General features: G+C 46.3%; 15 protein-coding genes. 1 reads left to right on the top strand and 14 read right to left on the bottom strand.

Annotation, left to right across the window (positions count from 1 at the left end):
- Nucleotides 1–77: 77 nt before the first annotated feature.
- Nucleotides 78–653, bottom strand: a complete 576-nt coding sequence (gene thpR, locus NSQ68_RS05830; protein ID WP_342428278.1) for an RNA 2',3'-cyclic phosphodiesterase — start codon at nucleotides 651–653, stop codon at nucleotides 78–80.
- A gap of 225 nt (nucleotides 654–878) precedes the next feature.
- Here thpR and NSQ68_RS05825 point away from each other — a divergent pair, with 225 nt between their 5' ends.
- Nucleotides 879–1,835: a D-2-hydroxyacid dehydrogenase gene (locus NSQ68_RS05825; RefSeq protein WP_342428277.1), complete on the top strand. Its 957-nt coding sequence runs from the start codon at nucleotides 879–881 to the stop codon at nucleotides 1,833–1,835.
- A gap of 4 nt (nucleotides 1,836–1,839) precedes the next feature.
- Here the strand turns inward: NSQ68_RS05825 and NSQ68_RS05820 are convergent, their stop codons facing one another.
- The 13 genes from NSQ68_RS05820 to NSQ68_RS05760 form a co-directional block, all read right to left on the bottom strand.
- Nucleotides 1,840–2,826 (bottom strand): methyltransferase domain-containing protein, encoded by a 987-nt coding sequence (locus NSQ68_RS05820; RefSeq protein ID WP_342428276.1) that lies wholly within the window; start codon nucleotides 2,824–2,826, stop codon nucleotides 1,840–1,842.
- A 13-nt stretch (nucleotides 2,827–2,839) separates the two neighbouring features.
- Nucleotides 2,840–3,784: an MsnO8 family LLM class oxidoreductase gene (locus NSQ68_RS05815; protein WP_342429081.1), complete on the bottom strand. Its 945-nt coding sequence runs from the start codon at nucleotides 3,782–3,784 to the stop codon at nucleotides 2,840–2,842.
- Between the two features lie 69 nt (nucleotides 3,785–3,853).
- Nucleotides 3,854–5,269 (bottom strand): dGTP triphosphohydrolase, encoded by a 1,416-nt coding sequence (dgt, locus tag NSQ68_RS05810; RefSeq protein ID WP_160790201.1) that lies wholly within the window; start codon nucleotides 5,267–5,269, stop codon nucleotides 3,854–3,856.
- Between the two features lie 210 nt (nucleotides 5,270–5,479).
- A complete protein-coding gene (nikC, locus tag NSQ68_RS05805; protein WP_342428275.1) occupies nucleotides 5,480–6,391 on the bottom strand; it encodes a nickel transporter permease in 912 nt (303 codons plus the stop codon).
- A gap of 35 nt (nucleotides 6,392–6,426) precedes the next feature.
- The gene (locus tag NSQ68_RS05800; protein ID WP_342428274.1) at nucleotides 6,427–7,431 is read right to left on the bottom strand and encodes an ABC transporter permease; all 1,005 of its coding nucleotides are present in this window, start codon (nucleotides 7,429–7,431) and stop codon (nucleotides 6,427–6,429) included.
- Between the two features lie 29 nt (nucleotides 7,432–7,460).
- Nucleotides 7,461–9,116, bottom strand: coding sequence for an ABC transporter substrate-binding protein (locus tag NSQ68_RS05795; RefSeq protein ID WP_342428273.1), 1,656 nt, complete (start codon nucleotides 9,114–9,116; stop codon nucleotides 7,461–7,463).
- Between the two features lie 800 nt (nucleotides 9,117–9,916).
- Nucleotides 9,917–10,882 carry a glycoside hydrolase family 25 protein gene (locus NSQ68_RS05790; protein WP_342428272.1) on the bottom strand — a complete coding sequence of 322 codons (966 nt, stop codon included), beginning with the start codon at nucleotides 10,880–10,882 and terminating at the stop codon, nucleotides 9,917–9,919.
- 158 nt (nucleotides 10,883–11,040) lie between these two features.
- A complete protein-coding gene (locus tag NSQ68_RS05785; RefSeq protein ID WP_342428271.1) occupies nucleotides 11,041–11,487 on the bottom strand; it encodes a phage holin family protein in 447 nt (148 codons plus the stop codon).
- 229 nt (nucleotides 11,488–11,716) lie between these two features.
- A complete protein-coding gene (locus NSQ68_RS05780) occupies nucleotides 11,717–12,667 on the bottom strand; it encodes a phage tail protein (protein WP_342428270.1) in 951 nt (316 codons plus the stop codon).
- 14 nt (nucleotides 12,668–12,681) lie between these two features.
- On the bottom strand, nucleotides 12,682–13,071 hold the full coding sequence (locus NSQ68_RS05775) for a phage tail protein (RefSeq protein ID WP_342428269.1): 390 nt from the start codon (nucleotides 13,069–13,071) through the stop codon (nucleotides 12,682–12,684).
- A gap of 42 nt (nucleotides 13,072–13,113) precedes the next feature.
- A complete protein-coding gene (locus tag NSQ68_RS05770; RefSeq protein ID WP_342429080.1) occupies nucleotides 13,114–13,881 on the bottom strand; it encodes a putative phage tail protein in 768 nt (255 codons plus the stop codon).
- 52 nt (nucleotides 13,882–13,933) lie between these two features.
- Nucleotides 13,934–14,065, bottom strand: coding sequence for a hypothetical protein (locus tag NSQ68_RS05765; RefSeq protein WP_342428268.1), 132 nt, complete (start codon nucleotides 14,063–14,065; stop codon nucleotides 13,934–13,936).
- Nucleotides 14,066–14,106: 41 nt separating this feature from the next.
- Nucleotides 14,107–14,373 (bottom strand): hypothetical protein, encoded by a 267-nt coding sequence (locus NSQ68_RS05760; protein ID WP_342428267.1) that lies wholly within the window; start codon nucleotides 14,371–14,373, stop codon nucleotides 14,107–14,109.
- Nucleotides 14,374–14,389: the final 16 nt, after the last annotated feature.

Genomic DNA, 14,389 nt, shown 5'->3' with positions numbered 1-14,389 from the left:
ACATTCCTCAGATATGTAACCCAAAATGCGCTTTTTGAATAACGCTGAAACACTATATCACTAAATTCGCTGATAGATCAAGGGTTTCGCCTCATTAATGGGAATGTTTGAATTATTTGGTACATTGGTTTTTGACCTAATCGTGTTGCATATAAAACAAATTCTCCCACTTCCCAAGGCTCGCCGCTTCGGTCATTTGGCTGCCACACAGAAGCCGGAACGGGCTGTCCCCCTGTGTACGAACGTGCTACGGTGATATGAGGCCGATAGGGTCTGTCCTCAGGTTTAAAACCAAGCGGTTTGGTAACACGAAGTATAGACTGATATAGCTGCTCTAGCGACTCTCGCTGTCCAGTCACTCCTTTCCAGAGTACCCGTGGAAATTCTTCACGGCCAAAAAAACCTGCTTCTCCAATGCCGAGTGTGAACGGGTGATGCTCAGCTGCCGCTTGAACTAAAACCTGCTCAAGTTTCGGGATAACCGAGGTCTCCACATCACCCAAAAACTGAAGTGTCACGTGGTAATCTCTGAAATCAACCCATTTGCGAAAAGAAAGATCATTCAAATCCTGCTCCACCCAATGACGTAAGTTCTTCTTGTGCTCATTTGGGAGAGCAATAGCTGTAAAAAGTCTTTGCGATTCATCTTTCATCAACCTTTACCTCCTTTGCTATAGATATTTGTGGATATCTCTAAAGCAGCTGTTTGGACTGTCCCTAATCAGGGTAAAGCCATTTGTTGTTATATATAGTGACACCACGAGCTCATTTTTATCCTTCTTATGCAATTTTTTCAGCAATCTGTTATTCTTGAAAGGATGGTTCGCCAGAATATATTGGAAACTCCAAGGAATCAAAAATCGAGGAGGCTATGAACTATGGGAAACATTTTAAGCTTACATCAACTTACGGACGAGCAAAAAAAACAAGTTCGTGCAGTAACTCCGGGCTACGAGTTGATTATTGACAAAGCTCAGGAATTGGAGTCTAAACAAATCCGGGAGGCCGAGGTTATTCTGGGCTGGTCTAAGCATATTGCCGAAGAGGCATTACATCCAGACAGCAAGCTGAAGTGGATACAAACCTGGTCAGCTGGGATTGATAAGCTACCGCTTACCGAATTGGAGAAGCGTAACATTTTACTCACGAATACGAGTGGTGTGCATGCAATTCCAATTACAGAGCAGATCTTTGGAATGCTGCTATCGCATACACGTTATTTACAGCAAGCAGCTCTCTTGCAACGTCAGAAAACATGGCAGCCACCGAAAGGCCAACTGACGGAATTACGTGGCAAAACGCTGTTGATTACAGGCGTTGGCGAGATTGGCCGTGAAACAGCGCGGATTGCAGAAACCTTTGGCATGCGGGTGATCGGAGTCCGGCGTTCTGGCAAGGAAGCTCCCCATGTAGAGCACATGTATACTAACGAACAACTACACGATGCATTGGGAGCAGCGGATATCGTGGTAAATATATTGCCATTCACCGAGGAGACTCATCACTTCTTTGACGAAAAAGCATTTGCAGCTATGCGTAAGGGAGCCTTCTTCATTAATGTAGGTCGCGGTGGAACCGTTCATACGGATGCGCTTGTACGCTCTTTGGAGCAAAAGCATATTGCCTTTGCCGGACTGGATGTATTCGAGGAAGAACCACTCCCCCCGTCACATCCACTATGGAGTCTGGACCATGTTTTGATCACACCGCATATTGCAGGCGATACGGACCGATACGCCGAACGGGCGGTAGATATTTTTCTTACTAATTTGAATGCCTATGCCGCTGATCAGGAACTGCCGCTGAATTTGGTTAACTATAAAACTCAGTATTAACACACTACTTACAGATCCAGATCTCCCGACTCATACCTGTCTTATGTATGCGGCATTGCTCCGTAAGGGTCCAACCTGACTCGGATAACAATGTTTCCATCGGCTCCGTGCTCACGACCACTGCCCGCGCGGCCAAGCGTCTCAGACTGCGCAGCATCTTCTTTTGTTCATCAGCCGGGAGCACGGAGCACAGGTTATAGGGCATATCCAATATGGCCGCATCGTATGTGCCTTCGAGCATATTCATATCCCCGAGCTTCACTAGATCTTCTTCATATCCAAAATGACGCAAATTCACTCGTGCCCCACGCACCGCCAACGGGTTGATGTCACAACCGCGAATATCCTTCCCCATGTTCAATGCCTCAATCATTACATTGCCCATACCACAACACGGGTCTAGCAGTTTCAATGAGCCTGACTCTCCCTTTGCTGCTGTTAGATCAGTTGCTGCCAAATTCACAAGTGCCCTAGCTACCAGAACGGGTAGTCCAGTAGAATAATTTTGCGGCTTCTGACGACGCTCCTGCCACGATCTGTCGCTATACTGACACGTGCCCAGTAGCCACCGTTCTCCTATCCGAATAACACCAAGGGTGATATCCGGTGTCTTCATTTGCGCCTGGCCATGAATGCGTGCACCCATTCGGCGTTCGATCCCGCGCCGCTCTTCATAGTCGGCCTCATGGTCACCTTCTTTAAGGCACAACACCTTGAAAGTCTTTCCTTCCTCAAGTTGTAACATAGAGGCTGCTTCGCATAGCTCTTCCAGTGTTCCCTCATCTGTCATTACATCCAGCCGAAGATGAATAAACGGGCTCGTCCCCGGCTCCAGCCGCCGATGGGACAACAGGATGGAATCCTGCACGGGCGGCTGACCGAACAAGCATTTCAATTCCAAAAAACACAACTCACGCTCTGTTTCATGACACGCATAGGTATATATGTAGCTTGGTTTCATTTCTTCGATATTCGTTTTCTGTTTATTCATGTCATTTCTCTTTTCATTTGGAATCAAGGCTAGAATTTACAGCCTCCGCTATTAGACGGTAGGAGTGAAGCCGCTGCTCATAATCGGGAATCGGTGTGACCAACAGAAACTCATCATTATCATATTTAATCTGCAAGCCGCGTAACCGTTCGGCAATATCCGACGGCGTTCCCACTAGCCAGCTCGCTCGCATTGCCGGGTCGCCCAATGAAATCTGAGCAGCCCATTGCTGCGCCAGTTCATTCGTCAAGGCACATACTGCTCCTACAGCAACCATGGTACGTGGCTTGTCCATCCGGTTGGATGGCTGAAAGCTGGAGCGGTAAATGCTTAGCATTTCTTCCGTTTGCTGTTCACTCATAAACTGACCGAATACATAGCCTGTTGAATACTGGGCGGCATATTCGGCACTTTTCCGGTTTGTACCCAGCATCCACACTGTTGGCGGCTGTTCAGGCATCGGCCGGGCAAACACTGGCACCTGTTCATATTCGTATGTGCCTTCCAGCAAAGCCAATAGAGCCTCCATCGTCTGTGGCAGCTCCGTCACATGTTGAAGAAAATTACCGCTCAGTGCCATTGAAGCATGAGGTCCACCACCAGGTGCTCTCCCCAGGCCCAATTCCACTCTGCCAGGATATAGAGCGGCCAGCAGATGAAACCATTCCGCGACCTTGACTGGACTATAATACGGAAGCAAAATAGCACCCGCACCCAGTTTGATTGTCTTCGTCACCGCCCCGATATGAGACAGTAGCACTTCCGGGCTGGAGGAAGCCAGCCCCTCCATATCATGGTGCTCCGAGGTCCAGTAGCGTGTATATCCCCATGCTTCTGCCTGTCTCGCTAGTTCACCAGCTCGTCGAACCGCCTGCTCCGGGCGGTTACCGGGCAGCAACGGTACCATATCGAGCACACCGAGATTCAACCTTTTTATAGATAAAGGCCGAGATTGCATAGGCACATTCCTCCCTCCTGCTATCCATTACAAACCAGTTCCTTCTACTATATAGGGGTAAATTAAAGGTCAGTCCAGATCATAAATGGAACCCACCTTCAGGCCGTATAACTCATTATAAATTTTTTCAGCAAAAGCATCGGTCATGCCTGCAATATAGTCTATGACCATATGCTCCCATGTCCAGATCGGTTTCGCCTTGGCTTGGTCGCGCTCATAGCGCTGGAGCCAGTCGCTTGGAATAATAGATTTGGACGTTTCTGGGTCCAGAAAAGCCAGCCACAGCCGTCTGAGCATCCACTCACTCCGTTTTTGCAGTCGCTGTACGCGCAGATCGCGGATCATCGTAACCCAAGCAAAGCTTTTCAACACACTTACAGTACGCAGCATATCCAAATCTTCGCTTCCATCCCGTACGAAGGTCACCTTTTTCCAATTTCCATCATCAATTACACCCAAGCTGCTGACAAACAGGCTGACCCAGTATGCCTTCACTTCACGGCGGGTACGGGAATAATCGTGTTCACACATCGGCATCTTGCCATTCCACACCTTCAAAAATTCGCTCAGCACAGCCGCTACCTTCTGCTCAATCTGAGCCAGTTGCCAGCCTTGCCAGAAGCTATCCTCCAACGTGGTGATTTTCTCCGTAATCAGACGAATTAAATACGGATCATACAAGAAGTGCTCGTGTACCTCGATTTTTCCAGCCTTAATCCCATCCTCCAAATCATGCGCAGAATAAGCGATATCGTCGCACAGGTCCATAAGCTGGGCTTCCAGCGTTTTTTTACCATCAGGAATACCCCAATCCTCGCGGATCGAACGTATGTATTCCCACTCATGCAGGTACAACCCTTTTTTGTTCAGAATCCCCGGGTACGGATATTTGTTGATTCCCAGTAACACAGCGTCCGACAAATTCAAACCATCCACGTTCTCACGCTTCTCCAAAAACATAATCAGCCGGAAATTGTGCGCGTTCCCTTCAAAATGCTCATAAATTCGTCGCTCACGCGCATAGGCCTCCTGTCCACGCTTGGACTCCGGTGTGAAGCCTCCGGCAGAGGATATCTTTTCTACCTTCGTCTCAATCAGTTGATCCAAAATCCCGTCCAGCACCTCTTCTCCCTTGTGTCCGAACGGGGGATGCCCAAAGTCGTGTGCGATGGAAGCACATTCTACCACCTCAGGGTCAATGATCAGTCCTGCGTTATCTGCCTGTTCCAGCTCTACTTCGGGATGGCGGCGCAGCAAGCTTCGGGATGCTTCACGCGCAATTTGCGCTACCTCCAAAGAATGCGTCAGTCGTGTGCGGTAATAATCGCCCGTACCTGCGCCAAATACCTGTGATTTACCCTGCAACCGACGGAAAGTCGGTGAATGAATCAAACGGGAGTAATCCCGTTCATATGCGGCCCGTGAAGCGTCGCTTCGTGTCTGTTCCGCAAATTGCCGATGCTCTCTCTTGTCCTGCCATGTCATAAAGCCCACTCCCTACGTACTCAATTGGAGTGATTATACATTTTTTTCGCGCTTCATGAAAGCTCACATGACTTTCAGCTGTAAAAGTTACTTTTAACGCCATTCTACTCCGACACGAAAAATGTCATATAAAAAAGGTGTTCCCCAGCCATTGGATTCAGGCCAGAGAACACCTCTTTACTCAACTTTATATCCCTCACCACTTTTGCCCTAACGCTTCGCCCTCGGGTCCAATACATCCCGCAGGCCATCCCCCATCAGATTAAAGCCCAATACGGTCAGCATGATAGATATCCCCGGAAAAATAACTGTCCACGGCGCGTTCTGGATATATTGCCGCGAATCGGACAACATTTTACCCCACTCTGGCTCAGGAGGTTGTGCACCCAAGCCCAGAAATCCAAGCGCTGCCGCTTCAATGATGGCCGTTCCGATCCCCAACGTTCCCTGTACGATGATCGGTGTCAGGCTGTTAGGCAAAATATAACGGAGGATGATTCGTGTATTATTGGCTCCAAGCGCTCTGGCAGAAGTGATATATTCCTCCGTTTTGACACTCAGCACCTTAGAGCGAACTAACCGTCCATACGTTGGGACATTGACAATGGCAATGGCGTACAACGCATTTTCCAATGAAGGTCCTAGAATAGCCACAATAGCAATGGCCAGCAAAATCCCCGGAAATGCCAGCAAAATGTCGAATAGCCGCGAAATGACCATATCTGCCCATTTTCCGTAAAATCCTGCGATTAAACCTAAAGCTGTTCCTACAATCATTGAACCAATAACAGACAAGAAACCGACCCAAAGCGAGATTCTGGCTCCATACAGCGTGCGAGTCAGTATATCTCGACCGAGATCATCCGTACCGAACCAATGCTCCGCAGAAGGAGGCTGCAAACGGCTCACCAAATTTTGCTCTTTATAGTCAAAAGGAGCAATCCACGGCGCGATCAAAGCAATGATGACAAAGAAGATAATAATGCTCAAGCCGACGACCGCCATTTTATTGTGACGGAAAGCCCTCCATGCGTCTCTCCAAGGGCCAGTCACGACAGGCAAATGAGCTACTGTACTGCGCGTCGTCGGTATGTTGTTGGGTTCTATTGAAAATTGTGACATCGGACAAGCTCCCCCTTGAACAATTGGCGACTTGATTACTGATAACGGATACGCCGGTCGAGAACCGCGTACAGCAAATCGACAATCAGATTAATGATGACGAACAGAAACGCAATGATCAGAATTCCGCTTTGAATAACCGGATAGTCACGCGAGCTGATCGCTTCAAAAATGTACCGTCCAATGCCGGGCCAGGCAAATATAGTCTCTGTCAGTACCGCGCCTCCCAGTAGTGATCCCGTCTGAAGACCGATGACAGTAAGTACAGGGATCGCAGCATTTTTAAGCGCATGTTTGTACACGACTTGAAAAGATGCCAATCCCTTCGCCCGAGCCGTACGGATATAGTCCGCATCCATAACCTCTAGCATACTGGAACGAGTAATACGTGCAATGACCGCCATTGGAATCGTTCCCAGTGCGATACTGGGCAGGATCAAATGCTTGATAACGGTCCACACCTGATCCATACGTCCACCTATGAGCGCATCAATAACAGCTAAATGTGTCACAGCTTCCACTGGATCACGGGAATTCATACGTCCGATGGAAGGGAGCCAATGCAACTTATTTGCAAAAATCCACTGCTCCATCAAGCCCAGCCAAAAAATGGGCATCGATACTCCGACCAGGGCAATGACCATGCTGACATAGTCAAACCAGGAATTTCGCTTCCAAGCACTCACGATGCCTGCGTTCATTCCGACTACAACGGCAAAAAACATGCTTGCTATTGTCAACTCCAGCGTAGCCGCCAGATAAGGAAGCATTTCCCGGGCAATCGGCTGTCTGGTGCGAATGGAATCACCCAAGTCTCCATGTGCCAGTTCACTCAAATAGGTTCCATATTGCTGAAACCACGGCTTATCCAGCCCCAATTGCTCACGTAGCGCCTGCTTGGACTGTTCCGTAGCCTTATCTCCCAGTATGGTTTCCGCCGGATCTCCCGGAATGGCATGAATAATGGAAAAAACGATGAGCGTCATGCCTAGTAATACAGGAATCAATATAGCCAGTCTTTTTACAATATATGAGTTCATATCCTATTCACCGCCTGCTTGCGTTTGGGCTATTCAAAATAAATATTTCCGTACGCTTCAATACCTGCCGGAGAAGGTACAAAACCTTTGAGGTTCGCTTTACCTGCCATCAGCGGTGTGCTGTGAACCAATGGAATCCACGGCGCATCCTGTTTAATAATCACTTGTGCTTGTTTATACAGTTCCTCACGCTTGTTCTGGTCGACCTCAACCTGAGCCTTCACCAATATTTTGTGAAGTTCCTCATTTACATAAAAACTGCGGTTATTGCCTGGAATCGTATCCTTGTCCAGCAATGTATAAAGGAAATTATCCGGGTCACCATTGTCCCCGTTCCATCCCAGCATATACAGATCATCCTTCTCCCCCGCCTTAACATCATCCAGATACGTAGCCCATTCCGGGGATTGGATGTTTACTTTGACGCCTATTTTTTCAAAATCGGCTTGAATGGCCTCTGCCACCTTTTTGCCGTCAGGCATATAAGGACGAGATACAGGCATTGCATAGAAGGTTAACGGCTCGGGAAGCCCGTTAGGAAAGCCCGCTTCCGCCAGTAAAGATTTAGCCTTATCCAGATCATAGGCGTAGTCTTGAATACTATCGTTGTATCCCCATAACGTAGGTGGCATCGGATTGACCGCAGGCTTAGCCTGCCCTGCAAACAATGCATCAATGATGGCCTGCTTGTTCACTGCGTGATTCAGCGCCTGCCGCACCTTGGGATTATTGAATGTTTTTTTCTTTAAATTAAAGCCAATGTACGCCACATTAAAGGAGGGACGTTCAATTTTCACCAATTCGCTATTACCGTCTAGCTGCTTTGCATCATCCGGATTCAAATCCTCCATCAGGTCAATTTCCCCGTTTTGCAGAGCATTAAATCGCGCGGTATTGTCGGGTATGGAACGAACAATGATCTTTGCCAGCTTTGGCTGGCCCTCTTTCCAATAGTTTGGATTCTTCTCCAGCGTGATGGTATCGTTCCGTTTCCATTCCTTAAATACAAAAGGCCCCGTGCCGATCGGATTACTCTTGAAATCAGCCTTTTTCTCCTGAATAGCCTTGGGACTTGAAATACTAAAGGATGGCATAGCGATATTTTGTAAAAACGGCGCCTGCGGCTTGTTTAATGTAAACTGTACACTGTTCGCATCTACCGCTTTAACCTCCTTAATCACCCTACTTCCTTCAGGACCGAACATAGAATCATAATAGTCAAACGAGTCACCTTCAAATTTGTATGGACTTTTCGGATTAGCCCAGCGGTCAAAGTTAAACACAACCGCTTCTGCGTTAAAGTCACTTCCGTCATGGAATTTCACACCCTGACGCAGCTTGAACGTATAGACCAGTCCATCCGGTGATACTTCCCAGCTCTCTGCAAGCCCCGGTTGGATCTCCGTTGTGTTTTCCTTATATTCCAGCAGTGTGTCGAACACTTGCATTCCGATTTTTAGCGACTCGCTTTCAGTCACAATGGCAGGATCTAGCGCCACGGAATCTCCGCCGCGTCCATAAATAAGCGTGTCCTGCACGCCCTCTCCTGCTCCGCTTGGTGTTTTCCCTGCCTCTGGCTTTGCTCCTTCACCTGATCCCCCACAACCGGAAAGCGCCAAAACAACTCCTAGCGCAAGCACCAGCAGAACGGTCCAGATTTTGTGTTTTGCATACTTTTTGCTCATGCAGCAAACCCCTTTCACACCTTATATATTGTTAATTCGTTGATACCGGATGAATGCCAATTCTTTGAATTGACATGACAAGCTTGTCCTCAAGCTGTAATCCCAGGTTCCGAGTTCATCAAATAGGTGTAGTAGGGAAGGTATAGAGATTCTATGGACAGGCTTTTATTGAAAATACTGGAACAGAAGTGTTCATAATCTAGTGGTGTAAGAGATGCTATTGGGTAATTGAATAGATGTGATGTAATAAAGAGAAAGAGGAGTATGTAAGGTCGTGGTGAAAGTGTGATATATACTCACAAACAGTGATTATTATGCTCAAACAAAGTTGATTATTGGATACTTTACTATAAAATTTGGAAGCCGACAAGGGGGTTTTTCATACATTACGATATGTTTTTATACATCATGTCAATTAATATTACAAACCTACAGACACGATCATATCAAATATATGCTTCTGCTGGGGGTCTTTAACCTCCAAACAGGAGCATAATCTTATCCAAAAATGTATTCAGCACCAGACCTACATCCTTTATATCCTATTGCCAGGTATGTTCTGAAATAAACAAACATACAGGGGCCTTTACAGCTTGATCGGGCTAATAGACATGCTGCATTTTCATCCAATGATTCACGCTTTTAAAGCGTTCTAGTTCAGCTTATGTAGAAATCATGAAGAACATCACTTTACAATAAGTGCAGGCGGTTGCCTTTGAACCGCCTGTCTATTTACGTTTCAGGCGTATGGCTTAGTCCACATGAAAATAATTCCTTCCGGGCAAAAAATTTATAAAAGATCATTTGGTTGCTTTAAACACACCCAGACGGTTCAGTACGACCAGTAAGCGATAAAAATCGTAACTGCTTGGTAGTTTCGCATCCACAATCGGGCTTGCCGGATGAAATGCAACGGCGGCAGCCATTGCTTCCTTTGCCCAGATCGGTACAGGCATAGTTTGACGCGCCTCCAGCTCAGCTACCCGCTGATCCACTTTTTTAATATAAGCGCTTTGTTCATTCAACGTCTGCTTGAGCACATCTTTGCTGTTTTCAAGAGCGGCGACCTGCTGCTGCAGGGTCTTAAATGCCGCTTTTTCCTCTGCTGTCATTGGCTCCTCCCCCTCTTCTCCTGCAAATGCTTGGCGTAACTCAGCCTCTGTTCCAGCATATACATTCAGATCAACTGGCCCTTGAATACCTTCAACCCGTCCACTATCGCTGTATTGCCAGAAGTCCCAGAGCTTCCATGGTGTAGTATCACTGGGCACTCGTGTACTGTAACGCGCAATCCATAGCTTATAACTACCCAACGGGACTTTAAAATGGGTAGCAAAAGCATTGCCCGTATATACCATCGGCTTGCGGCCGCTGACTCGCTCAAATTCCGTCAAAAATGCCAGTGCAATCTCATGAATTGCGGCTGAGCTAAGCGCTCCCGGATTGTTTTCATAATCCATTACCGCTGGCAAGTCCAGCTCTTTCGCCCCACCCACCTGCTCCAACACCTCGGCGAAATGCCTGGCTTCTGCTTTTGCTGCATTTACATTGGTCGCATCTACAAAATGGTACGCTCCTAGTAAGAGCCCGGCTGCCTTGATCCCTTTTGCATTCGTGATAAATGTCGGATCGACGTAACGCTGTCCTTGACTCGCTTTAATAAAGGCAAACGATTTACCATCGGCTCGTACACGCTTCCAATCAATCGTTCCCTGATATCGGGACACGTCAATGCCTTCGGCAGCGTTAGGGCTGCGATTCTGCATAAGGCGTTCCCTCCTTATCATTCATAATGTTATAGCTCACTTTGTCTCTGTTATCCATATGCTTGGACCATCCATACGGTCTGGGCTTTTCCACTTTCACACCGAAAAAAGGGCAAAAAGGTAGTCAGCCTATTTGGGTAGTGTCCACTGGTGGCACTTTATGAAACTTTATTTTCTTTGTCGGAAGGGTCGGTTGACTTTATTTTTTCCCCACTCGACTTAGACTCAAAAATAGCTACCGCATTCCGTAAAATATCCGGCATCGGTACTCCCATTCTGCCCACATTTTCAATAATGGACAACAGCTCGTTCGCTAAATAAAAGAAAACGACGGCATCCCGGAAGTAATGTGCATCCCCGAGAATACCGTCGATTAGATGAGCTACCGTAATCATCAAAAATACCGTAACCTTGCGAAAAATACCGTAATACCCGTCTCGGCTTTTCAGTTCACCGTTAATCCAGGCCGCAGCCCATCCGGTAAAAAAGTCAATAATGACCATCCATAACAACAATGTCAGCATTGTCGTCCACCCTCCGAAAAAATAACCGATCAAGGTCCCCGTGGAAAACCCCAGCCAAATCTGATCGATTTTTTCATGCATATTTGTTCCCCCTTTTGAACCAAGCTTTAAAGTGAATGCCCTTGGACTGATCCAAGGCATTCAAAAACACGCTCTGCGTAGGCGTGTGGTTTTTTTCTCCCTTTATCTATACTTCATTTTTTGTAATGTTATCTACTCTCAATATTTTTGAATAAGATCCCCACTATTTTTCACATTGCAGTTCTCTCCTAACAGCGCATCCCCAGTAGAGTCATTACTTATTCACTAATTATTCATAAGCCCACCATTGAATACTATTGTGCTCGTAATATCTTTGCGTCGATCCAGTACCAGCTACAGTAGACTTCATTGTCATCACAATGGTAAGTGTATTTCCTGAGAGGCTAGCAGTATAAGTCCCATATTCATTTGTAATGCTACGAGATGACCCAAGGGATATCGTGAGAGTTCCACTTGGCATTGCATAGGAAAACCATCCATATAAGTAACCACCTACTATTCCGCCAATATCTAAGAATAGTCTGGTTATATTGAACCCAGATTGGATATCATACCTTATGGTTGCAGTTGCAGGTAATTCCACAACTGAACCAGCATCCGGTATTATCTTAGAGCTACTTGCGCTGATAGTCCCTGAGGCGAATCTCTTAGCAGGCATATTCAAAATAGATGCCGCTAACTGATCTCCAGTCATATTAGAATTGGCGTTTCCACCCTTGCCGTTGATCACGCCTACGATTTTATTTTTCAGATCAACGGCTTGCGTAAAAGCCTGGTCTGCCCGGCTGTAAGCTTCATTCGCTCGATCATTAGCTGCTTTAACCGCACTTGGCGTAGCTGCCTGATCTGTAGCTGTGCTTCCTGTAGATGTATTAAGTTGCACAATCCCCCTAGCCTGCGTAGAAGCAGATGGTAAATCCGATGCAGGATGCGTATGCGCCTTGGGTGCTGCATAATCTTTCGTATATTGTTTGGCATTCCCCTCTGCTGCACTCCATAAAGCTTGCTTGGCTGCCGTAACGTGGAGATCTGTATTGCTGGCATGATTGTCTAACGCTTCCTTAGAAGCAACACCGTTTCCAGCCGGGTCATTTTTGATATTCTCAACCTGTGCAGCCAATTCCTGATCGTTAGCATAAAGGGTATCAATCGGTCCATTCAGGACGTCCGCATGTCCTTGGTCGGTAGTAACAAATCTGCGTGGTTGTTGTATGCTCATACTTTATATCCTCCTTAATAGATGTCATCAATTTCAAAAACAAATTCCATATCACTATCCTTGATCTTATTGCTCATTGTACGGATAGCCGTCAGCTTCCCCGCTGAATCTACCAAAGCCAGCTCATTAATCGTCTCACCCGCCAATTCATTTTCTGCCAGTGAGCAAGTATATCGAATTGTTGCAGGAGCAATAAATTCAAAGCTCGTAATATCCTTTTGAACCAGTTCTTTTTTCAAGACCTGTTCTGTTCCATTCAAAGGCAGTGGCTTCCCTGCTTGATCCACACCTCCGCTACCAAACGCCATTTTTACTACTTTTGTCAGCGTTCCTCCCTCAGCGCGGGCACGAGCCATTTGTTCCCTTGCATATGCAGTCGTGACTGTCAAAACTTGTTCTGCCATACTTACCATCCTTTCTATCTTAAAAATAAAAGTTATATTGGTTTAGATTGAAATGACTTTCTCGGTTGAGCTTAACATCTGACTACCGTCAAGCTTCATACTTCCATCTAACTTCCAATAATGGTCTCGAATTATCATTCTGCCTTCCTGATGATGATTCACTCGATGCTTGAAGACAAATTTCGAACGGTTTGAATAGCGCATAGGTTCCTCTGTCCACCCGGACAAAGAAGCTATTCCGTTCAGTAACTCGACACCATCTAAATACCATGGCTTCCCACCAAAAAAGCGAACTCTCGAACGTAATCGAATACGAGAAACCATTTCATTCTCATGAAGAAATGCAAGCCTAGTTTTGTTATTCATATAAAAAGCAAGATGAGCAGGCTTAATATCCTCGATGATCTTTTTGAAATCAATCATATTTTCAGGGGTTCTATTTTCAAAGCTTATACCAAACTTGTACTCAGCCGGATAAAAATCCACTTCCCCATTGACACCAAATGAGCTCATGATTTTCCGTATTAAATCCCCTGAAAATTTGCCGCTTCCACGAAGTTTTGACTCCACAACGGATCGTCGTTGTTCCAGCGGCTTTTCCAAATGGATCGGGATACCCAACTCCATTTCCCAGCGTTTAAGCCCCCAAGTGGCGGTGCGAACAAAAAACTGAGCTAACGTGTCATCTAGCGCAAGGTAAAGAGCATCTAGTTCGCTACCCTTTGCATCCATATCGACGTGCATAACACGGGATGCTTCGTAATAGGCAGGAAGATAGGAAAATAGCTCCGGTCCAAGCGAACTGAACATTCGTTTACTAAAATCATCCGTTACATCTTGGATAACAGATTCTTTTTTTTCGTCAATATCCATCCATACTCACCATCCCCAGTTCTACCCCCTGACCGAATTGAATCGTTATAAAAGGATTGCTTTGTCTATTCAATTTCAGCTTGGAGAAACCCATTATAATCAGATCCATTCTTTCATACATGCTCGCTCCTCCTTTGAGTACAGGCATTTTTGCTCTCCGCTCTATACCGTTTTTTTACGAAAAATAGAGCTATACCATTTAACCGGTTCTCGCTGTGCACTGGAAACCTCCATAGATGACGATTCCTCTACGTTGTCAAATACCAGATCAGAGCGATGGGATAAAATCATTTCCTTCACTTGTTTACGTTGTTTTTCATCTAAAGCATAGCTTCCAATGATAGCTGCTATATTACCTTCTCCCCGATCATAGCGGGTAACACAAGCATAAGCACAAATACGTAATTGAGTCTCTGTTAAAGCAGTCATAGTTATGACTTCACCT

Source organism: Paenibacillus sp. FSL L8-0158 (genome assembly GCF_038592965.1).
In the GTDB taxonomy this organism is placed as follows: domain Bacteria; phylum Bacillota; class Bacilli; order Paenibacillales; family Paenibacillaceae; genus Paenibacillus; species Paenibacillus polymyxa_D.
The sequence above is the reverse complement of the archived record's forward strand: the minus strand, read 5'-3'. Positions and strand labels throughout refer to the sequence as shown.

What these genes read in the sequence shown, in the direction of transcription:
- thpR (WP_342428278.1), bottom strand. Translation starts at nt 653, where the DNA reads ATGAAAGATGAATCGCAAAGACTTTTTACAGCTATTGCTCTCCCAAAT.
- NSQ68_RS05825 (WP_342428277.1), top strand. Translation starts at nt 879, where the DNA reads ATGGGAAACATTTTAAGCTTACATCAACTTACGGACGAGCAAAAAAAA.
- NSQ68_RS05820 (WP_342428276.1), bottom strand. Translation starts at nt 2,826, where the DNA reads ATGAATAAACAGAAAACGAATATCGAAGAAATGAAACCAAGCTACATA.
- NSQ68_RS05815 (WP_342429081.1), bottom strand. Translation starts at nt 3,784, where the DNA reads ATGCAATCTCGGCCTTTATCTATAAAAAGGTTGAATCTCGGTGTGCTC.
- dgt (WP_160790201.1), bottom strand. Translation starts at nt 5,269, where the DNA reads ATGACATGGCAGGACAAGAGAGAGCATCGGCAATTTGCGGAACAGACA.
- nikC (WP_342428275.1), bottom strand. Translation starts at nt 6,391, where the DNA reads ATGTCACAATTTTCAATAGAACCCAACAACATACCGACGACGCGCAGT.
- NSQ68_RS05800 (WP_342428274.1), bottom strand. Translation starts at nt 7,431, where the DNA reads ATGAACTCATATATTGTAAAAAGACTGGCTATATTGATTCCTGTATTA.
- NSQ68_RS05795 (WP_342428273.1), bottom strand. Translation starts at nt 9,116, where the DNA reads ATGAGCAAAAAGTATGCAAAACACAAAATCTGGACCGTTCTGCTGGTG.
- NSQ68_RS05790 (WP_342428272.1), bottom strand. Translation starts at nt 10,882, where the DNA reads ATGCAGAATCGCAGCCCTAACGCTGCCGAAGGCATTGACGTGTCCCGA.
- NSQ68_RS05785 (WP_342428271.1), bottom strand. Translation starts at nt 11,487, where the DNA reads ATGCATGAAAAAATCGATCAGATTTGGCTGGGGTTTTCCACGGGGACC.
- NSQ68_RS05780 (WP_342428270.1), bottom strand. Translation starts at nt 12,667, where the DNA reads ATGAGCATACAACAACCACGCAGATTTGTTACTACCGACCAAGGACAT.
- NSQ68_RS05775 (WP_342428269.1), bottom strand. Translation starts at nt 13,071, where the DNA reads ATGGCAGAACAAGTTTTGACAGTCACGACTGCATATGCAAGGGAACAA.
- NSQ68_RS05770 (WP_342429080.1), bottom strand. Translation starts at nt 13,881, where the DNA reads ATGTTCAGTTCGCTTGGACCGGAGCTATTTTCCTATCTTCCTGCCTAT.
- NSQ68_RS05765 (WP_342428268.1), bottom strand. Translation starts at nt 14,065, where the DNA reads ATGTATGAAAGAATGGATCTGATTATAATGGGTTTCTCCAAGCTGAAA.
- NSQ68_RS05760 (WP_342428267.1), bottom strand. Translation starts at nt 14,373, where the DNA reads ATGACTGCTTTAACAGAGACTCAATTACGTATTTGTGCTTATGCTTGT.